Source organism: Nocardiopsis ganjiahuensis DSM 45031 (assembly GCF_000341085.1).
Classification (GTDB): Bacteria; Actinomycetota; Actinomycetes; order Streptosporangiales; family Streptosporangiaceae; genus Nocardiopsis; species Nocardiopsis ganjiahuensis.
The window spans coordinates 47,467-68,475 of record NZ_ANBA01000006.1 but is presented as its reverse complement, the minus strand read 5'-3'; the positions used below and the strand labels follow the sequence as shown (position 1 = coordinate 68,475).

The 21,009-nt window shown below is 72.3% G+C and carries 12 protein-coding genes; 6 read left to right on the top strand and 6 right to left on the bottom strand.

Annotation, left to right across the window (positions count from 1 at the left end; genetic code table 11):
- The first annotated feature begins 39 nt into the window (after positions 1–39).
- The gene (locus D458_RS0105645; RefSeq protein WP_017585751.1) at positions 40–7,902 is read left to right on the top strand and encodes a non-ribosomal peptide synthetase; all 7,863 of its coding nucleotides are present in this window, start codon (positions 40–42) and stop codon (positions 7,900–7,902) included.
- A 24-nt stretch (positions 7,903–7,926) separates the two neighbouring features.
- Positions 7,927–8,136, top strand: a complete 210-nt coding sequence (locus D458_RS0105640; protein ID WP_017585750.1) for an MbtH family protein — start codon at positions 7,927–7,929, stop codon at positions 8,134–8,136.
- Between the two features lie 105 nt (positions 8,137–8,241).
- Here D458_RS0105640 and D458_RS33020 read toward each other — a convergent pair whose 3' ends face one another.
- The 5 genes from D458_RS33020 to D458_RS0105615 form a co-directional block, all read right to left on the bottom strand.
- A complete protein-coding gene (locus D458_RS33020) occupies positions 8,242–9,144 on the bottom strand; it encodes an ArsR/SmtB family transcription factor (protein WP_017585749.1) in 903 nt (300 codons plus the stop codon).
- 40 nt (positions 9,145–9,184) lie between these two features.
- Entirely contained in the window at positions 9,185–10,009 is an 825-nt protein-coding gene (locus tag D458_RS0105630) for an ABC transporter permease (RefSeq protein ID WP_017585748.1), read from the bottom strand.
- On the bottom strand, positions 10,006–10,968 hold the full coding sequence (locus tag D458_RS0105625) for a daunorubicin resistance protein DrrA family ABC transporter ATP-binding protein (protein ID WP_017585747.1): 963 nt from the start codon (positions 10,966–10,968) through the stop codon (positions 10,006–10,008). The genes D458_RS0105630 and D458_RS0105625 overlap by 4 nt, the downstream gene beginning before the upstream one ends.
- 129 nt (positions 10,969–11,097) lie before the next feature.
- A complete protein-coding gene (locus D458_RS0105620) occupies positions 11,098–13,647 on the bottom strand; it encodes an FtsX-like permease family protein (RefSeq protein ID WP_017585746.1) in 2,550 nt (849 codons plus the stop codon).
- Positions 13,647–14,357, bottom strand: a complete 711-nt coding sequence (locus tag D458_RS0105615; protein WP_026119032.1) for an ABC transporter ATP-binding protein — start codon at positions 14,355–14,357, stop codon at positions 13,647–13,649. Before D458_RS0105615 ends, D458_RS0105620 begins: the two co-directional genes overlap by 1 nt.
- 170 nt (positions 14,358–14,527) lie before the next feature.
- Here D458_RS0105615 and D458_RS0105610 point away from each other — a divergent pair, with 170 nt between their 5' ends.
- Complete coding sequence (locus D458_RS0105610) at positions 14,528–15,742, top strand: sensor histidine kinase (protein ID WP_239647897.1); 1,215 nt, start codon at positions 14,528–14,530, stop codon at positions 15,740–15,742.
- Positions 15,730–16,368: a response regulator transcription factor gene (locus D458_RS0105605; RefSeq protein WP_017585743.1), complete on the top strand. Its 639-nt coding sequence runs from the start codon at positions 15,730–15,732 to the stop codon at positions 16,366–16,368. The genes D458_RS0105610 and D458_RS0105605 overlap by 13 nt, the downstream gene beginning before the upstream one ends.
- On the opposite strand, the gene D458_RS0105600 is transcribed toward D458_RS0105605, so the two are convergent.
- On the bottom strand, positions 16,353–19,403 hold the full coding sequence (locus D458_RS0105600) for a BTAD domain-containing putative transcriptional regulator (protein WP_083936244.1): 3,051 nt from the start codon (positions 19,401–19,403) through the stop codon (positions 16,353–16,355). The genes D458_RS0105605 and D458_RS0105600 overlap by 16 nt on opposite strands.
- A gap of 378 nt (positions 19,404–19,781) precedes the next feature.
- On the opposite strand from D458_RS0105600, the gene D458_RS33015 reads away from it, so the two are divergent.
- Both D458_RS33015 and D458_RS0105585 read left to right on the top strand, forming a co-directional pair.
- Positions 19,782–20,297 carry a hypothetical protein gene (locus tag D458_RS33015; protein WP_017585741.1) on the top strand — a complete coding sequence of 172 codons (516 nt, stop codon included), beginning with the start codon at positions 19,782–19,784 and terminating at the stop codon, positions 20,295–20,297.
- Positions 20,298–20,394: 97 nt separating this feature from the next.
- Complete coding sequence (locus D458_RS0105585) at positions 20,395–21,006, top strand: flavodoxin family protein (protein WP_026119031.1); 612 nt, start codon at positions 20,395–20,397, stop codon at positions 21,004–21,006.
- The last annotated feature ends 3 nt before the right edge of the window (positions 21,007–21,009 follow it).

The following is a 21,009-nucleotide window of genomic DNA, read 5'->3' as shown; positions in this document are numbered from 1 at the left end:
CGAAAGCCACCAGCTTCACGGATCTTCGAGGAATACACGATGAACCACGCCCAGGACCGGGGACAGCGCCCCAGCGACACCGCCGACGAGAGCACGAACCAGGACCTCCTCCGTGAGGAGATGCTGCGCCGCCTGCGCGGGCACAGGAAGCGGACCGAGGACTTCCCGCTCGTGGACCGGTCCGTGCCGGCCGTCCTCTCCTTCGCCCAGCAGCGCCTGTGGGTGCTGGACCGCATCGAACCCGGACGGGTCGACTACAACTCGGGGTTCGCCCTGGACCTGGGCGGATCCCTGGACGTTCCCGCGCTGGAACGGTCCCTGACCGCTCTGCGCCACCGGCACGAGTCGCTGCGCACCACCTTCCACGAGGTCGACGGTGAGGGCAGACAGGTCGTCGGCGACCCCGCCGACCTGCCCCTGCGCGTGTCCGACGTCCCCGGCGGAGAGAAGGAGCTGGCCGAACTCGCCGCCCGCCGCTACGCGGAGCCCTTCGACCTGGAGCGGGGACCGCTGGTCCGCGCGGACCTGTTCCGCGTCGACGACGCCCGGCACGTCCTGCTGGTCGTCCTCCACCACATCGTCACCGACGGCTGGTCCCTCGGTGTCCTCCAGGGGGAGCTCGACCACGTCTACACCGAGGCCCTGCGCTCGCCCGGGCAGGGAGCGGCCGAACTGGCGGCGACACTGGACCCGCTCCCGTTCCAGTACGCGGACTACGCCGCCTGGCAGCGCGACCGCCTCAGCGGCGAACGCTACGAGGCCTCGCTGGATCACTGGCGCGACCGCCTGGCCGGTGCCGAACCGCTCAAGATGCCACTGGACCGACCCCGCCCTCCCGTACGCACCATGCGCGGTGACAGCCACCCCTTCCGGCTGCACGCCGGGACGCTCCGTGTCCTCGAACGCGTCGCACGCGACCACAACACCAACCTCTTCATGGTGCTGACCACCGCGGCCCGGGTGGCCGTGGCGCGGTGGACCGGTGAGGACGACGTGGTCCTGGGCACCGTCACCGCGGGCCGGGAGAACAGCCGCCTGCACGGTCTCAACGGTTTCTTCGTCAACACCCTGGCCCTGCGCGGACGGGTGGACGAGCGCGTCTCCTTCGGCGAGAACCTGATCCGGACCCGCGACGGGGTCCTGACCGACTTCGACCACGCCGAGGTCCCCTTCGACGCGGTCGTCGACGCCGTGCTCGACGACCGCGACCTCGCAGTCCCACCCCTGGTGCAGGCGGCCGTCGTCTTCCAGAACGCGGGCGGCGGGGGCGCGGCCTCCCTGGGGCCCCTGGACGCTCGCCCCTTCTCCATCCGCCGAGAACACTCCGTCTTCGACCTCACCCTGGAGTTCCAGGCCGAGGAGGACGGGCTCGCCGGTTCGGCCGAGTTCAACACCGACGTCTTCGACGCGGAGTCCGTGGTCCGCCTCGTCGGCGACCTCGTCCGGGTACTGGAGGACGCCGAGGACGAGCGCCCCCTGCGTGCCCTGGACCTGGGCGGTTCCGGGGCGCACTCCGGTCCGGCCGGACCCCGGCCGCGCACACTCATCGACCTCATGGCGGAGCGGGTGGCACGGCACCCCGACGCCCTCGCGGTATCCGGGGCCGGGGACGACCTGACCTTCGCCGAACTCGACGAGCGCGCCGCCCGGATCGCCGGGTACCTGCGCTCCGCGGGCGTGCGGCGCGGCGACCGGGTCGGGGTCTGCCTCGAACGCGGCACCGACCACGCCCTCCTGCTCCTCGCCGTCGTCTACGCGGGCGCGGTCCACATGCCGCTCGACCCTGACTATCCGTCGGCGCGCCTCACCCACATGATCGAGGACGCGCGGCCCGCAGCCGTGCTCACCACCCCCGAGCTCGTCGGACGCCTTCCGGACACCGCCCGGGTCCTGCACCCCTCGCCGTCGTGGTCGGCCGAACCGCTGCGCGAGGACCTCACCGTCGAGGACCCCGCCTACCTCATCTACACCTCCGGCTCCACCGGGCGGCCCAAGGGGGTCCTGGTCCCGCACCGGGGTCTGGCGGCACTGGCCGCCACCCAGGGCGAACGCATGGACGCGGCCCCGGGAGACCGGATGCTCCAGTTCGCCTCCCCCAGCTTCGACGCCGCTGTCGCCGAACTCCTGGTGGCCCTGCTCAACGGCGCCGTCTCCGTGCTGCTGCCCCGCGAACAGCTGCGCGGTGAAGGGCTGCCCGAGGCACTGCGGACCCACGGCATCACACACGTGACCCTGCCTCCGGCCCTGCTGCCCGCGCTGTCACCCGAGGACCTCGGCCCGGTCGAACACCTGCTCGTCGCGGGCGAGGCCTGTCCGCCGGAGCTGGTCGGCCCCTTCTCCCGCGGGCGCCGGATGTACAACGCCTACGGGCCCACCGAATCCACCGTCTGCACCACCATGAGCACGCCGCTGACCGGGTCCGGGATCCTCCCCCTCGGGGAACCCGTCGCCGGTACTCGCATCCAGATCCTCGACCGCTGGCTGCGCCCGGTGCGCGAGGGCGTCCCCGGTGAGCTGTACATCGGCGGCGACGGTCTCGCGCACGGCTACCTGAACCGGCCCGGCCTGACCGCCACCCGCTTCGTGGCCGACCCCGCCGGTCCCGCGGGCTCCCGCATGTACCGCTCGGGCGACGTGGTCCGCCGCCGCCACGACGGCTCCCTGGAATTCCTGGGGCGCGCGGACGACCAGGTCAAGGTACGCGGACACCGTGTCGAGCCGGGCGAGGTGGAGGCCTCCCTGAGCGCGCTGGCAGAGGTCGGTCAGGCGGTCGTGGTCGCACGGGGCGGGGGCTCGGGCACCCGGCTCGTCGCCTACGTCGTCCCCGAGGCCGGCGCCGCCCCCACCCCGGCCGGCCTGTCGGCCCTGGCCGCCGAGACCCTGCCCGCTCACATGGTGCCCTCCGCCTTCGTCGTGTTGGAGAGCGTCCCGCTCACCCCCAACGGCAAGACCGACCGGCACGCCCTGCCCGCAGTGGACTGGCAGGCCCAGGACCTCGCCGAGCACACCGCGCCCGCCACAGAGGCCGAACGCCGCCTGGCCGACCTGTGGACCGACCTGCTCGGCATCGAGCGCGTGGGCGTCCACGACAGCTTCTTCAGGGTCGGGGGTGATTCGGTCACCGCGGCGCGCATGATCGCCCGCGCGGCGGACGCGTTCGGTACCCGCTTGCCGGTACGCGCCGTCTTCGACCATCCGACCGTCGCCGGACTCGCCCCGATGCTGACGGCCGGGGCCGCGGAGGACACCGAGGGCGCGCCCGCGCTGGTGCCGGTCGCCCGGGACACCGCGCTGCCGCTGTCGGCCGCCCAGCGCCGGCTGTGGTTCCTGGACCGCTACGAGCCGGGCGGCTCCGAGTACAACTCGGGGTTCGCGCTGCGACTGCACGGCCCCCTGGACACCCGGGCGCTCACCGCTGCCCTGGGTGCCCTCGTCCACCGGCACGAGTCCCTGCGCACCACCTTCGAGGAGCACGACGGCCTCCCCGTCCAGGTGGTCCACCCGGCTGACGGCACCGGCCCCGCCGCGGTGGACCTGACCACGACCGACCTCACCGGCCCGGACGGGCGGGGGGCGCTGGACCCCCTCCTGGAGGAGTTCGTCCAGCGCCCCTTCGACCTCGCCCGGGGCCCGCTGCTGCGCTGGTCCCTGGTCACCCTCGCCTCCGAGGAGTACGTGCTGGCCCTGGGCATCCACCACATCGTGGTGGACGCCTGGTCCCTGTCCGTCCTGACCGCGGAGCTCGGTGCCCTCTACGGCGCGGCGGTCCGTGGCGCCCGGGGCGGCGGGGCCGACGGCCCGGGCGGCACCTCCGACACCGCTCCGGCGGATCTGGCCGCACGTGCCGGGCTCCCGGCCGCCCGCCTCCAGTACGCGGACTACGCTGCCTGGCAGGGCGCCCACATGGAGTCCGAGGCGTTCGAGGCCGAACTGGAGTACTGGCGGACCGAGCTGCTCGGTGCGGAACCCCTGGACCTGCCCACGGACCGCCCCCGCCCCCTGGTCCGCCGCGGCCGCGGCGCCACCCACCGGTTCGAGGTGGGTCCGGACACGCTCGCTGCGGTCCGTACGCAGGAGGCCTCCGGCGGCCTGACCCTGTTCATGGTGCTGACAGCTGCCGTCCAGGTCCTGCTGTCCCGTTACACCGGTCAGCGGGACGTCACCGTCGGCACCGTCGTCTCCGGCCGGGAGCACACCGAGTTGGAGGACGTGGTCGGGTTCTTCGTGAACACGATCGCGCTGCGCACCCGGGTGGACGAGTCGCTCACCGGCTCCGAATTCCTGGCCCGCGTGCGCGAGACACTGCTCACCGCCTTCGAACACGGCGGAGTCCCCTTCGACGCCGTCGTGGACGCTGCGGAGGTCGAGCGCGACCCCTCCCGTCCCACCCTGGTCCAGGCGGTCGTGGCGCTCCAGAACACCCCCGCCCAGGAGTGGAGCATCGACGGGCTGGAGGTGGCCGACCACCCTCTGCGCCGACAGCACTCCCTCTTCGACCTCAGCGTGGACTTCCACGAGTCCGGGGACCGCCTGATCGGCTCGGTCGAGTACGACACCGACCTGTTCGACCCGGCCACCGTGGACCGGTTCGCCACCCACCTGTGCGTCCTGCTGGACGGGCTCGCCCGGACACCGGGGTCCCCGCTGCGCGAGGTGGACATGCTGCCGAGCGGGGAACGCGGGGAACTGCTCGCCGCCGGGCGGGGCGCGCTTCCCCCGACCCCGGAGGAGCGGCCCGGGGACGCCCACGTCCTCGACGCCCTGACCCGCCTCGCGCACCAGCGACCCGAAGCGGCGGCCCTCACAGCCGGATCCACCACCCTTGCCTTCCGGGAGCTGGACGAACGCGTCGACGCCCTGGCCCACCACCTGGCCGGACTGGGCGTCGGCCCCGGTGACAGGGTCGTCACGCTGCTGCCCCGCACCGCCGAGGCCGTGGCGGTCCTCTTCGCCGTGCTCCGTGCCGGAGCGGCCTACGTCCCGGTGGACCCCAAGGCCCCGGCCGAGCGGGCGCGCTCCGTGATCTCCGGGTCCGGAGCGGTGTACGCGCTCACGGCCCGCGGGGCGCAGGAGCGGGCCCACACCCTGGTGGACGGCGCCGTTCCGGTACTGGTCACCGACGACCTGCCCCGAAGCGACGGTTCCGAGCCCTTCACCGCCGACCACCGGGTCCGTACCCTGCACGGAGCCCACCCCGCCTACGTGATGTACACGTCCGGCTCCACCGGCAGACCCAAGGGAGTGGTCGTCACCCACGCCAACGTGCTCGCTGCCGTCCGCGCCTACCGGACCGCCGTCCTGGACACCGACGACACCTCCGGCCGCACCCTCACCGCGGCCCACCTGGCGGCCTGGACCTTCGACGCCTCGTGGGACCCCTTCGTGTGGCTGCTCGACGGGCACCACCTGCACGTCGTGGACGAGGACACGCGGGTCGACGCCGAGGCCCTGTGCGCCTACCTGAACCGCCATCGCGTGGACTACCTCGACACCACTCCCTCCTACCTGAACCAGTTGGTCGCCGTCGGCCTCCTGGACAGGGAACACCACCCCGTGAGCGTCCTGAGCGTGGGCGCAGAGGCCCTGGACACCGCGCTGTACGAGCGACTGGCGTCGGCCGGGGTGCGCGCGGTCCACAATTTCTACGGACCCACCGAGAACACCGTGAACAGCACCGTCTGGCGGGTGCGGGAGGGCGAGCGCCCGCGGATCGGGCGGCCGGTCGCCGGCACCCGCGCCCGCGTCCTGGACACCTGGCTGCGCCCGGTACCGCCCGGCGTGTACGGAGAGCTGTACCTGTCCGGCGACTCCCTGGCCGCGGGATACGACGGGGCCCCGGGGCACACCGCGGAGCGGTTCGTCGCCGACCCCTTCGGTTCGGGCGGCCGCATCTACCGGACCGGCGACGTCGTGCGCTGGACCGCCGACCACGAGCTGGAGTTCCTGGGCCGCAACGACGACCAGGTGAAGATCCGGGGGTTCCGGATCGAGCTCGGCGAGGTCGAGTCCGTGGTGGCCGCCCTGCCCGGCGTGCTCGCCGCGACCGTCGTCGCACGCGAGGACCGGCCCGGTGTCAGACGCCTGGTCGCCTACGTCGTGCCCGATCCCCGAACGGGGCCGACCGGCGCCGCCCAGGTACGGGAGGGCGCGTCCCGGTACCTGCCCGACTACATGGTCCCGACCGCCGTGGTCCTGCTGGCGGCCCTGCCGCTCAACGCCAACGGCAAGACCGACCGGAAGGCGCTTCCGGCACCGGACGACGAAGCCTTCGTCACGGTCGGCTACGTGCTGCCCCGGACCCCCACCGAGGAGGTGCTGGCCCGGGTGTGGACGGACCTGCTGGGTGTGGAGAAGGTGGGTGTCAACGACAACTTCTTCGAGCTGGGCGGCGACTCCATCCTCAGCATCCAGCTGGTGTCGCGGGTGCGCACGGCCGGGTTCGACGCCACGTCCAAGGACGTGTTCCTCCACCAGACCCTCGCCGCGCTGGCCGAGACCCTCGACGGCCGCGGGAGGAAGGAGCCCGCCCGGGGCCGTACCGAGGCGGCTCCGATCACCGGGGAGGTGCCCCCGACCCCCGTGCAGAGCTGGTTCCTGGACACCCACCCCCGCCGCCCCGAGCACTTCGACATGTCCCTGCACTGTGAGCTGGCCCCGGGGACCGAACCCTCCCTGGTGGCCGAGGCGGCCGCCCGCGTCCTGGCCCACCACGACATGCTGCGGCTGCGGGCCGAGCGGGTGGACGGCGCCTGGCGCCAGCACCTGGACGCCGACGTCCACGGCCGGGCGGTACGGATCCTGGACGCCTCGGCCATGACCGAGGACGAGACCGAGCGGGCCGTCCACGCCGAGGCCCTGCGGGAACGGCCCGCCTCCCGGCTGGCCGAGGGGCCGCTGTTCGAGGCGGTGGTCGTGGACACCGGGGAGCGGGACCGGCACCGGGTCCTGCTGGCCGCGCACCACCTGGTGGTGGACGGGGTTTCCTGGCGGGTGATCCTGGAGGACCTGACCAGCGCCTACGGCCAGCTGGCCGTAGGCCTCCCGGTGGACCTGGGCGAGCGCACCACGCCCTTCCCCGAATGGGCGCGCCGACTGGCCGAGCACACCCGCGAGGGAGGGTTCGACGCCGACGCCCCCGCGTGGCTGGCCATGGTGGAGAACGCCGCGGACCTACCCCTGGACCACACCGGGGGCGCCAACGACGTCGCCTCCCAGGACGTGGTCACCGCGGCCGTTCCGCCCGAGGACGCCGAGGCCCTCCTGTCCTGGGCCCCCGGCGCCTTCCGGAGCAGGATCGACGACGTCCTGCTGGCGGCGCTGGGCCGGGTCCTGGCCGACTGGACCGGATCCCGCCGAATCCTCGTCGAGAAGGAGGGACACGGCCGCGAGGACCTGTTCGAGGACCTGGACCTGTCCCGTACCGTCGGCTGGTTCACCACCATCCACCCCGCCCTGCTGGAGATCCCCGAAGAGGGCGGCTGGGCCGAGACCGTCGCCGCCGTCAAACGCGGCAACCGCTCCGCTCCGGCCGGTATCGGGTTCGGAGCTCTGAGCCGCCTGGCCGACGGACCCGGGGCGCGGACCCTGCGCTCGCAGCCCGACATCCCCGTCTCCTTCAACTACCTGGGCCGGTTCGGCGGCGCGGAGGAGGGCCTGGTCCGGCGCACACTGCCCCTGCCCCCCTGCGATCACGCCCCGGCCGAGAAGCGCACCAACCTGCTCGACGTGACCGGCGCGGTCACCGGCGGCCGGATGGAGTTCTCCTGGACCTACTCCGCCAACCGGCACCGGCGTTCCACGGTCGAGCATCTGGCCGAGGCGTTCACCGAAGCGCTGGGCGAACTGCTCCGCGCCGCGCCCCGGCGCCGCAGAGCAGCCGCCGAAGACCACCACAAGCGGTAACACCACGAGAGGAAGAACCCCACCATGAGCAACCCGTTCGAGAACGATGACGCCCAGTACCTCGTCCTGACCAACGCCGAGGGACAGCACTCCCTGTGGCCCTCCTTCGCGGAGATCCCCGGGGGGTGGGACATCGCGCTGGAGGCGACCTCCCGCGCCCGCGCGCTGGAGTACGTCGAGGAGAACTGGACCGACATGCGCCCGACCAGCCTGGTGTCCGCCCTGCAGGGCTGAACCGGCCGATGCGCCCGGCCCGGAGCCGGGGCCGTGCGCCGACAGGACGGGGGTGACCGCCGGTGCGGTCACCCCCGTCCCCGTCCGTGCGGAGCGGTGGCCCCCTCAGGCCGACTCCACCAGTGCGACAGCGCGCTCCCGGGCGTCGGCGTGCTCCAGCAGGGCCAGGCCGAATGCGGTGGCCAGGTGCCGGACGCGGTTGCCCTCGCGGGTGGTCGTGATCAGACCGGCCTGCCGCAGCGCGGCCGTGTGCTCGCTGACGGAGGTGGGTGACACGTACAGGTCCTTGGCCAGTTGGCCGGTCGAGGCGGGCACGACCAGGGCGGCCAGGACCGCCGTCCGGGTTCGCCCGATCAGCCGTTCCAGGTTCTCCCGGGAACGGCTCCGCTCCAGGAGCGAGTCCAGGGCGTCACACGGGCCGAGTGCGGGGAACAGCAGGACGGTGCGCCGGCCCTCGGCGCCGTTCCAGCGCGCCACGTGCGGTTCGGGGCCCGTGAACACCGAGGGCAGCAGGAGGAGTCCCTCCCCGCCCGTCTCGTACTCGCGTTCCAGGCCGTCGTCCACGAACAGGACGTCGTCCTCCCAGCGGCACCGGGAGGACAGCGAGTCCAGCGCGGCGGCCACACCCAGCGAGCCGACACGGAGACCGAGGAGGTGGGCGGCCCGGTGCTGCCGGGCCTCGATCTGCTTCCGGTAGGGCTCGACCGCCGCTTCGGACACCGCTTCCAGGGTGCGCAGCACCCGCCGCAGCCCGGCCGGGGTCGCGCCGGTGCGCGGAGCCCTCGGCAGGTCCGGCCCGAACAGGGCACGGGCCTCGGCCAACTCACGGCGGGTCAGGCGCGTGCGGGCCAGACGGGTGAGGGAGAGGCGCACCCACTCCGCCCCGTCCCGTGGTGGTACCGGCCTCAGCAGCGGACCGAGGGCCTGGGCGGCCTGGGCCTGCGCGGGCAGTTCGGCCCGGACGCGGACACGGGCCGTGCCGCGTCCGTCCAACAGGATTCTCGACATACCGTCACACCTTCCGTCGACCAGGCTCACACGCGCCGCGTCAGCGAACTTTTCGCAGGTAGGCGCGGAGCGCCAGGGGCAGGAGCACCAGGTGCGCGACGACCACCGCGAACAGGCTCACGATCAGCGGCTGCGCGACGGGACCGCCGATCATCAGCCCGCGCACGGTGTCGACGAAGTAGGTCACCGGATTGACGCCGATCCACAGCTCCAGCCAGCGGGGCATCGTCTCGGGGTCGGCGAAGATGTTGCTGCCGAAGGTCAGCGGCAGGATGACCGCCATCGCGATCCCCGGGACGGCCTGCGGGGTGGAGGCCACCATCCCCACCAGTACCGACAGCCAGCACAGCGTCAGCCCGAACACCACGACCAGTACGAACGCGAACAGGGCGGACAGGGGGTCGGTCTGCACACGGAAGCCCAGCGCGAAGGCCAGGGCCAGGAGCACGGCGACGGCCACCACGTAGCGGATGACGTCGCCCAGGACCGCGCCGACCAGCGGCGCCGAGCGCGCGATGGGCAGACTGCGGAAGCGGTCGAAGACCCCCTTCGAGATGTCGTTGCTCAGAGCCATGCCCGTGCCGATGCTCGCGTACATGGTGATCTGCACCATCAGGCCCGGCACCAGGGTCTGGAGGTACTCCTGCCAGGTGCCGGAGATGGCCCCGCCGAACAGGAACACGAACACCAGCAGGAACAGCACCGGCTGGATGACCGTGTCGATGAGGCTGCTCGGCGTGCGCACCGCGTAGCGCAGGTTGCGCTTGGCGAGGGTGAGGCCGTGGGCGAGCCCGAGCAGCGGGCCGATCCGTTCGGGCTGGGTCCGGACGACGGTGACGGGCGGGGGCACGGCGGTGGCGGTCATACGGTGCTCTCCTCGGTGTGGGCGTGGCTGCTTCGTCCGGTCAGGGACAGGAAGGCGTCGTCCATGCTGGGCAGCCGTGTGCCCAGTTCGTCGGTGGCGATCGCCTCCTGGTCCAGCCGGCGGACCAGGGCCGCCAGCAGGACGGTGTCGTCGGCGGGCGCGGTGATCGTCGTGTTGTCCTCGTGGACGGAGGGACGGAACCCGAGGAGTTCGGTCAGCAGGCCGACCGCGCGCTCGGTGTCGGCCGGGTCGACGGTGCGCACGTGCAGGGTCTGGGACCCGGTCCGCCGCTTGAGCTCCTGGGGCTCCCCTTCGGCCACCACCCTGCCGTGGTCGATCACGGTGACCCGGTCGGCCAGCTCGTCGGCCTCCTCCAGGTACTGGGTGGTGAGCAGGATCGTGGTCCCGTCCTCGGCCAGTTCCCGGACGGTCTGCCACAGCCCGTTGCGGCTGCGGGGGTCCAGCCCGGTGGTGGGTTCGTCCAGGTAGAGGACCCGGGGGCGGCCCACCAGGCTCGCGGCCAGGTCGATGCGGCGCCGCATCCCCCCGGAGTAGGTGCGCACCGGCCGGTCACCGGCGTCGGTGAGGTCGAACCGCTCCACCAGCTCGCGGGCCAGTGAGCGGTACTCCCGGGTCGGCAGGCGCAGGAGCTGCCCGATGAGCTCCAGGTTCTCCCGGCCGGTCAGCTCCTCGTCCACCGACGCGTACTGGCCGGTCAGGCCGATGATCCTGCGCACGGCCACCGGGTCGTGCAGGGCGTCGTGCCCGGCGATGGTCACGGTCCCCGCGTCCGGTCTGAGCAGTGTCGCCAGAATGCGCACGGCGGTGGTCTTGCCCGCGCCGTTGGGTCCCAGGACACCGAGGATGGACCCGGTGGGGACCTCCAGGTCCACTCCGTCCAGGGCGGTGGTGTCTCCGAAGCGCTTGACCAGGCCGGTGGCCCGGATGCAGATGGTCATGGGTTGCCTCCTCGTTCTCGGAGACCACCGTTCCAAGCCGGGCGGACACTGGGCGGACACCGGGCGGACACCGGTGTCCGCGGGGGAGCGCGGGCGTGGCGGGGGCGGGCGGCACGGCCCCCGCCACGGCTATTCGCGCACGTTGACGGCTTCCACCGGAGGCGTCCGCAGAGCGAGGCGCACCGGCAGCATGACCGAGAGCACACCCAGCGCGCAGGTCGTGCCCACCACGCCGGCGTAGACGAGCGGTGATCCCGGTGGGACCGGGGTACCGAGGAAGGCCGTGCTCAGCACGGCCAGCGGGGCGAGGGCCACCACGGTGCCGATCAGGGCAGCCAGGACGGCCAGGACCGCGGCCTCCAGGCGCATGGCGTTCAGGACCTGGCCCCGGGTCGCCCCGATCAGCATCAGGAGCGCGAACTCGCGCGAGCGGGCCGCCGTGGACATCACCAGGCTGTTCACCACGGCGATCGCGATGTAGGCCAGGATCACGCCCAGCCCGACCAGGTTCACCCAGGCGCTCAGGTCGGCTTCGGCCCGGGCACTGTCCGCGAACCCCTCCCGGTCCGACGCGGCCAGGGTGGGGTGCTCCTCGCCGAAGTCGGCCAGCGCCACCGACAGCTCCTCGGCCGAGGTTCCCTCGGCGGCGTTCACCAGGACGCGTGAGGGCTGTCCCGTGTGCCCGTCCAGGACCTCCTGGGGCAACAGCATCCCGGCCAGCCCCAGCCCGCGCTCGTAGGTGGCGGCCAGACGCAGGTTCCGTTCCTGACCGTCGCCCAGCACCACCGTCACCTCGTCACCCACGGACGCCCCGAGCAGGGTGGCGCCCGAGGATTCGAGGGCCACCGTGTCTCCGGCCAGGTCGTCCAGGCTTCCTTCCCCGACGCCCGGGTCCAGCGTGTCCGCGGCCGTTTCGGGGCTGATCCCCAGCGCGGTGAAGGTGGCCACGTCGGGGTCGCCGAACACCGAATAGGGAACGAACACCCCCGTCTCGCGCAGCGGCGAGACGGTGCCCGTCTCGGGCAGGGCGGCCAGAGCCGCCAGGACCTCGGGCCCCACCCCTCCCGATCCCTGTTCGACCACCACGGCGTCGGCCGTCACCCCGGCCTCGGTCTGCTCGGTCACCGAGGCCGCGAGCACCGACTGCGTGTGGACCATGGACAGCGTGACCCCGATCGCGAGGACCAGGGGTGTCAGCACCGCGGTGAGCCGTCCCGTGTTGGCGGCGCTGTTCTCCGCGGCCAGGAATCCGCCGGCCCGCATCCTGCGCAGGGGCCGCGCGAGCAGGGACACCAGGGGCGCGAGCAGGAACGGTCCGCTGAGCGCCACCCCGATCACCAGCAGCAGGGTCGCGCTTGCGGTCCCGGCCGCGCCCGCGTCGTTGCCCAGGGCCACGGGGGTCATCGCCGCGCTGGTTCCCAGCACCAGGCACACCAGCCCGGCGGTGATCCGCCAGCGTCCGGGCGCGCGCCGGGGCGAGGACGACTCGCGCAGGGCCTCCACCGGGTCGGCGGTGGCCGGACGTGCGGCGGCGACCGTCCCGCCGACCAGGGCGGTCAGGACTGTCAGGAGGACGGCGCCGACAGCGGGCAGCGGGCCCAGGACCAGAGGCAGGTCGGCCGGGAGCACGCCGAGGGAGACGAACGCCCCGCGCATCGCCTCCGCGACCAGGAAACCGGGCAGGCAGCCCAGGGCGCCGGCGACCAGCGACAACAGCAGGACCTCCGAGCCCACCATGCGCAGCACCTGCACAGGGGTGGCGCCGATGGCCCGGAGTACGGCGAACTCGCGCCTGCGCGTGTCGATCGACAGGGCGAGCGTGCCCGACACCACGAACAGCGCGATGAGCACCGCCAGCCCGCCGAAGGACGTGGCGATGAGCAGCATCAGCCCCCGGGCCCGGTCGAGGTCGGTGAACTCCGCCCGGTGGGTGAGCGCCCCGGTGCGGGCCACCGCTCCGGTGTCACCCGCGGCCGACTCCAGGGCGGCGGCGACCGTGTCGGGGTCGGCGCCCTCCTCCATGAGCACGCCCACGGTGTCGTAGGCACCGGGATCGGCGGCCAGGCGCCCGGTCTCCTCGGCGGACAGGAACAGGGAGCTCTGGCGCCCCTCGGTTCCGGAGGCGTGGGCCACCAGGCCGCTGACACGGTAGGAGCGGGGTTCGGCCGCGTGAACGACCTCCACCGGGTCACCGACTCCCACGCCGAGCGCGGCGGCCAGCGGGGCCTCCAGGGCCACCTCGTCGGTCCGCCCGGGCGCCTCGCCCTCCGCGACCACGAAGGGGCCCAACGGGGCGGTGGCCCAGTCGTGTCCGGACACCGGGACCGGCACCGTGTCCCCCTGCGGGGAACGCACGGCCAACGTCAGGTGGTGGTCGCCGATCGCCGACGCCACCCCGTCCACGGCGCCGAAGCTGCCGACCAGGTCCGAGGACAGGCGCACCGGTTCGGTGAGCCGGGGCCGGACGGTGAGGTCCGCGCCGGGCAGGACCAGGGTCTCCTGGCCGTTGACCACCGCGTCCGCCGCCGCGTAGCGGTACGGGGTCACCGAGGAGCGCAGGCCCGACTCGACCAGCACGCCGGAGGCGACGATCAGGGCGGACCCGCAGAGCAAGGCGAGGAAAGCACCCGCGAACGAACCCTTGCGGGCGCGCAGGGTCTTCCAGGCGATACCCAGCATCACCGGCTCCCGAAGCGGCTCATGCGCGCGGCCACGGTCTCGGGCGTGGGCGCGTCGAGCGAGTCGGCGATGAGCCCGTCCGCGAGGAAGAGCACGGTCTGGGCGTAGGACGCGGCGACGGGGTCGTGGGTCACCATGAGGACGGTCTGTCCCATGGAGTGCACGGTGGAGCGCAGCAGCTCCATCACCTGGGTGCTGGTGTGGGAGTCCAGGGCGCCGGTCGGCTCGTCGGCCAGGACCAGGTCGGGCCGGGTGATGAGTGCCCGGGCGAGTGCCACGCGCTGCTGCTGACCGCCGGAGAGCTCGTTGGGGCGGTGGTCGAGCCGGTCGTGGATGCCCACCTGGCGCACCACCCGGTCAGCCCACTCGTGGTCCACGGGCACCCCGCCCAGGCGCAGCGGCATCGTGATGTTGTCCTGCACGCTCAGCGCGGACAGCAGGTTGTACGCCTGGAACACGAACCCCACGCGCTCCCGGCGCAGGCGGCTGAGGGCGTTCTGCGACATTCCCGCCAGGCTGGTCCCGCCCAACAGCACTTCACCGTCGGTGGGCCGGTCGAGCCCCGCCGCGCAGTGCAGGAAGGTGCTTTTCCCGGACCCGGAGGGGCCCATTACCGCAGTGAAGCTTCCTTTGGCAAGTTCTACGGAAATACCACGAAGGGCGTGCACCTTTCCGGCCCCCGTGTCGTATGTTCTGTGCACGTCACGCATGTGGAGGGCAGGTGTTCCTGCGGGGTTCGACCCGTTCCCCGATCCGGTACCATGTCGTTTTTTCTTCGTCCGAAACATTGCGCCCCCTTCGAATGGTATCGCCGGAATGGTAGCATCGGTTCGAAAATTGCTTTCCCGATTATCGGTCCGGGAGTTTCCTTTTGGCGTGCGTGGTTGAACTGCGGGAGGGGATGCTCGGGGGTGCGCGTGCGGCCGTCCTCTACTGCCTGCGCTCGGGGGCGGGTGCCCTGCGCTCGTGGCTCCTGCTCAGCGCCCTGATCGGGGCCCAGGCCCTGGTGGTCGTGTATGTCGGACTCCACCTGCGCCAGTGGGTCATGGTTCTCGTGGTGCGCGGAGCCGCGCGGGACCTCGCCCTGGCCCGGGGATATCTGCAAGATCCGGAACAGCAGCGGGGGGAAACCGAAAACCCCCGTTCCCCGGACACCTGGAACTCGATTCGCTGGATGTGCGTCAACTCGGCCCTCGGTCTGCTGTGCGCGGTCATCGCCATCATTCTCGGAATCGGTGTCCTGGTCTCCTTCACCTGCCTTTTCTGGTGGTGGGCGCTGCCGGCGGAAATGGCAGTGAGCCCCGGAGGTTATCCCGTCAACTCGTGGGGAGTGGCCCTCACCACTCCGCTGGTCGGACTGGTCTACCTCGTTCTCACCTGGTATTTCGTCCCCCGCACGGCGTCCGTCCACGCGCACCTGGCCGGGCGCACCCTCCGGCGGTCGGGCGTCGACCGGCTCCGGGACCGGCTCGCCGAGGCCAACATCCTTCGTCAGGAGGCGCTGGAGGCCCACGGCATGGAGCTGCGCCGAATCGAGCGGGACCTGCACGACGGCACCCAGAACCGGCTCGTCGCCGTCCGCATGCACCTGGGCCTGATCGAGCGGGTGACGGCCACGGACCCCGACCGGGCGCGGGAGCTGATGACCCGCGCGAAGGAGGCGTCGGAGGAGGCTCTCAGGGAGCTGCGCGCCGTGGTCCGCAGCATCTACCCGCCGATCCTCGCGGATCAGGGACTCGCCGCCGCCGTCTCCTCCCTCGCCTCCCGCTCGGGAGTGCCCTGCGAGGTGGCGGTCGGGAAACTGTCCCGGCTCCCGGCGGCGGTCGAGTCCGCGGCCTACTTCGTCGTCACCGAGTCCCTCACCAACGTCGCCAAGCACTCCGGTGCCACCCTGGCCCGGGTACACCTCGCGGAGGAGGCGGGCACGCTCACCGTGACGGTCACCGACGACGGCGGGGGCGGGGCCGACGAGCACCTGGGCAGCGGACTTTCCGGGATACGCCATCGGGTGGCGGCCTTCGACGGCCGGACCCGCATCTCCAGCCCGCCGGGCGGGCCGACCGTCATCGAGGTGAGACTCCCGTGCGCGTTCTGATCGCCGAGGACGACGTGCTGCTCCGACAGGGGCTCGTCCTGCTCCTGGAGGTGGAGGGGTTCGAAGTGGTCGGTGCGGCGGGTGACAGCGCCGAGTTCCACGTGATGTTCGAGGAGCTGAAGCCCGACGTCGCCGTTTTGGACGTGCGCCTGCCACCCGGCCACCGCAGGGAGGGCCTCGACATAGCAGCGCGGATCCGCGCCGAGACCCCGGGTTTTCCCGTCCTCGTGCTCTCCGCGCACGTGGAGGACGGGTACGCGGTCGAGCTGCTCACGGACAGCCACGGCATCGGCTACCTGCTCAAGGACCGCATCGGCGACGTCTCCGAGTTCTCCGACGCGCTCAGGCGCGTGGCCGGGGGAGGGGTGGCCCTCGATCCCGAGGTGATCGCCCACCTGCTCAACACGCGTTCCAGGAACGACCCGCTGGAGAACCTGAGCCCCCGCGAGAAACAGGTGCTCTCCCTCATGGCAGAGGGTCACGACAACGCCAGGATCTGCGGCCTCCTGGAACTGTCCACCCCCACGGTGGGCAAGCACATCGGCTCGATCTTCACCAAACTCGGCCTCACCGAAGAGGGGAGCAACCGCAGGGTGCGGGCGGTCCTGGCCTACCTCCGGGGCTGAGACCCCGGTTCCGGGACCGGCTCGGGTCCGTCGGATCCCAGCCGCTCGCGCAGCTCCCCGGTGAGGCGGCGCACGTACGGGCTGCCCAGGTCGGGGCGCCCCCGCACGCGCGACGCCCGGTCCAGGGCGCCCGCGGCCCCGCGCGGATCGCCTTCGGCTGAGAGCACCCGGGCCTCCAGCTCGGCCACGCGCGCGCTGACCTCGGTACTGGCCAGGGAATCCGCGAACGCCTCCGCGCGTTCCCAGGCCCTGCGGGCCCGGGACGGTCCGTCCTCGGCCAGGATCAGCTCCACCTCTCGGCACAGGACCTCGGCCCGCAGGTAACCGACGTCCACCAGAGCGCCGTCGAGCTGTTCCTGAGCCCGGTCGAGCAGTTCCCGCGCCCGTGCGCCGTGTCCTCGGAGAAGGGCCAGCTCCACCAGGCTCAACACGCACAGGATCCGGTGTTCGACGGCGGTGGGTTCGGGGTCGTCCCACACGCCGCGCAGCACGCGCTCGGCCTCGTCGAACCGCTCCGCCCGCACCAGTTCACCGCCGAGTTGGACCAGGAGCGACACCGGCTGGGCCGAGGAACCCAGGGAGCGCTCCAGCTCCAGGGCACGGCGCAGATCGCGGACTGCCCCGTCGTTCTCACCGCGTGAGGACCGGTAACCGGCGAGCGCGGCGGTGAGCTGCACGGTCGTCCACACGTCGCCCAGAGCACCGAAGGACTCCGCGGCTGAGGCGGTGAGCTGTTCGGCTCGGACGGCGTCCCCGTCGCCCTCGGCGGCCAGGGCAGCGGTGGCCAGGCCCGCCGCGCGCACCCAGGGGTGGTCATGGTTCCGGGAGGTCTCGGCGTCCGCACGCACCCCCGCGTGGTCACCGGTCGTGAGCCGGTACTTCGGGGCGATCATCGCGAGCGGAGGGTACTCCGCCAGGGCCTCGGGGGTCAGCGCGTGGTCGGCCCTCCGGGGCAGGTACCCGTCCGGGACGGGTACGGGCAGGATGGCGAGCACCGCAGGGAAGACCGCCCGGGCGGTGGCGGGGAGTTCGTCCGCGGTGCCGGACAGCTCCCCCAGCCAGCGGGCCGCCTCCTCGTAGCGTCCGCGTACCACCCAGTACCAGCACAGGGCCAGCGCGATCCGGGCCGCGAGCGCCGTTTCCCCGTGGCGCACCAGGTGGCGCATACTCTCCGCGAGGTTGTCGTGCTCCTCGTCGAGCAGTTCCAGTGCCTGTCCCTGCTCCGGGCCGATCAGCCGCAGGGAGGCGTCCTCCGCCAGGTCGGCGAAGTACCGCGAGGCCGCGTCTCGCGTGCTGCGCTCCTCGCCGCTCTCGCGCAGGCGCTCCTCCAGGTACACGCGGGGGGTCGCCATGAGGCGGTGCCGCACCCCCGACCCGGGTGACTCCGCGACCTGTACGAGGGATCGGTCGACCAGGGCGGACAGGAGGAAAGGGACGTCGGCGCGGGCGAGGCCCTCGCACACCGCCTGCGCGGCGGAGACCGTGGAACCGCCGGGCAGGATCGACAGTCTGCGCGAGACCAGGCGCTCCTCCTCGGTGAGCAGGTCCCAGGTCCAGTCGAGCACCGCGCGCAGGGTGCGGTGGCGGGCGTTGGTGGCCCGTCGGGCGCCCGACAGCAGCTGGAAGCGTTCGTCCAGGTGGTGGGAGATCTGGTGGACCGTCATCGAGCGGATCCGGGCCGCCGCCAGCTCGATGGCCAGCGGCAGCCCGTCCAGACGGCGGCATATCTCCGACACCGCCGCGGCGTTGTCCTCGTTCACCGTGAAGCCGGGCCGGGCCAGGGCCGCCAGTTCGGCGAACATCTCCACGGCCTCCGAGCCGTCGGTGCTCAGGGGATCCACCCGCACGAGGGCTTCTCCGCCGACTGCGAGAGGCTCGCGGCTGGTGGCCAGCACATACAGGTCGGGGCAGTGTGAGAGCAGCCGTTCGGCCAGCCCCGCCACGCCTTCCACCAGGTGTTCGCAGTTGTCCAGGACCAGCAGGGTGGGCGTCGCCGACAGCGCGGAGACCACGCGGGTGAAACGGTCCGGGCCGGGGGGAACGGCCGCTGCACCGCCCAGGGCACTGGCCAGCGCCTCGATCAGGCCGTCGTGTTCGCGCAGGGGGGCCAGCTCCACGAAGCGCACGCGCGGTTGCGGTCCCCGGGAGGAGCAGTACTCGGCGGCGAGCCGGGTCTTGCCGACCCCGCCCGGACCGATCAGGGTCGCCAGCCGGGTCCTGTCGAAGGCCGCGCCGATGGCGGTGAGTTCGTCGCTGCGGCCGAAGAACCGGGTGAAGTAGGGGTTCACCCACTCCCTGGGCCGGGCGGGGGAGCGGTCCCGCAGCAGTTCCTGGTGCAGCTCGCGCAGCCAGGCCGCGGGGTCGGTGCCCAGCTCACGGGAGAGAGCCGAGCGCAGACCCTCGTAGACGGTGAGCGCCTCCCCGACCCGGCCGGTGGTGTGCAGCGCCCGCACCAGCAGACCGTGGCAGCGTTCGCGCAGGGGGTGGTCCGCGCACAGGGAGCGCAGCTCCGGCAGGACGGCGGGTGCCTCGCCCAACCGGAGGACGGCGTCGGCACGGTCCTCGACCGCGGTCAGCCGGAGCTCCTCCAACCGCGCGGCGTTCTGGCGGGCGAAGTCCGCGTCCACTCCGCTGAGAGGGGTGCCGCGCCACAGGCCCAGGGCCTCGTCCAGGACGGACGCGGCCTGCCCCGGCGAGTGTTCGAGCAGACGTGTGCCCTCCGAGCACAGCCTGGTGAACGCGTGAAGGTCGACCTCTCCGGGCGCCAGGTCCAGCCGGTACCCGCCGGAGTGGGCGTCGGGGCCGATCTCCAGACCGTGCTCGCGCAGACTGCTCCGGGCCCGCGAGACCAGTCGCCGCAGGGTGTGCACGCCCCCGTCCGGGGGATCACCGTCCCACAGGTCGTCGAGGAGCGTGTCCACCGGGACGGTCCGTCCGGGGGACAGTGCCAGCCGGGCCAGCAGGGAGGTGGCACGTCCGCCCACCAAGGGCAGGCGTCGGCCCTGACCGTCCCGCACTTCGAAAGGTCCCAGCATCGCGACTCGCACGCTGGACAATCTCTCAGAGCCCGCCGTCGGCGCACAAGGCGGATCCTGCGCCGGAACCGTGCCCGTCCGTCGGGGGCGAGCCTGATGCCGTCGGCGCCGATCCGCTCGTGGTTCTCGTCGAGCAGCGTTCTTCCTGTCGGGGTGTCCACAACGAGGAGGCCGACGGCTTCTTCGGAGGGTGGTCGCCTGTGGGAGGTCTCCTCGGTGAGAACCACCTTTTCGCAGGTCAACTATTGCCCGATAACTTATCTCCTTGTAAACGATAGGTGAGGGGTTCAAGTTTCCTCGCTGGCTCTCGTGCTTCCTCTGACCCGGTCACACGGTCGGGCCGGAGTCGTTTCCGGAGGCTCCAGCAGGACGAAGGCGGTGGCGTTGGATTTCGCGGCGGAGTTGAGAGCCCTGGCGAAAAGGATCGGGGCCGATCATGGGGACCTCGACAGCGAACATGACCGCTGGGCCGTCTACTCCCGCGCGATCCGGGTCGAGGAGGAGTGGCCGCTCCTGCTGGAGCTGGTCCGGCAGGAACCGGACGGGCCGCTCGCCTCCACCGTGGTCGTGACCCTCCTGGGGGTTCTGCCCGCTGCCCGTCGCATGGACTGCGTCGAGGCGCTTCCCGTCGGGAGGAGTCGCGAGTACGCCTCGCTCCGGGCCCGGGAGCTCCTGGTCCTCGAGGGGATCGCGCGGGGAGCTCCGGGGGCGGGCGGCCCGGCCCCTGAGGTGTCAGGATGGTCGAACTGGTTGCAGCTGAGAGCCGCTGAGTCGGCTCAGGACACAAGGGTTCTCGACGCCCTGAGCGCCAACGGCGCCACCAGGAGGATCAGGCACACGGCCAAGGACCGTTTCCGCTCTCTTCGCCTGCCCACCGACCACATGGAGCGGTAGGCCGGTGAGGCTTCTCCGGCGTCATGTTCCCTTAAATTCCCCCTCTCGGGGCGCCGGGCTCGGGGAGAAGCGGGATCACTCTGGGTAGGGTGCCGCCATGTCTTCCACTCTTCGGGCCCTCGCCCTGGTCTGCAGCCTCAAACCGAGTCCGGATCCGTCCAGCAGTGAGTTGCTGGCACAGCAAGTTCTCGACGGCCTCGCCGAACGCGGGGTCCAGGGTGAGTCGGTGCGGGTCGTCGACCACCGGATCCACCCGGGTGTGGCGGTCGACATGGGCTCGGGCGACGAGTGGCCGGCGCTGCGGCAGAAGCTCGTCGACTCCGACATCCTGGTGCTCGCCACGCCCACGTGGGTGGGTCACATGTCGAGCGTCGCCCAGCGGGTGCTGGAACGGATCAACGCGGAGCTCTCGGAGACCGATGACGAGGGGCGGCCCTCGATGTACGGCAAGGTCGCCGTGGTCGCGGTGGTCGGCAACGAGGACGGTGCGCACAAGATCGTCGCCGACTGCGCGCAGGCGTTGAGCGACATCGGGTTCACCATCCCCGCCACGGGCTCCACGTACTGGAACTCCGAGGCGATGAACCCGAAGGACTACATCGACCTCGACAGCACCCCCGAAGCGGTGGCGACCACCACCGCTTCGCTCGCGCGCAATGCCGCGCACCTCGCGCGCCTGCTTCGCGAGCAGCAGTATCCGGCCTCGTGAACG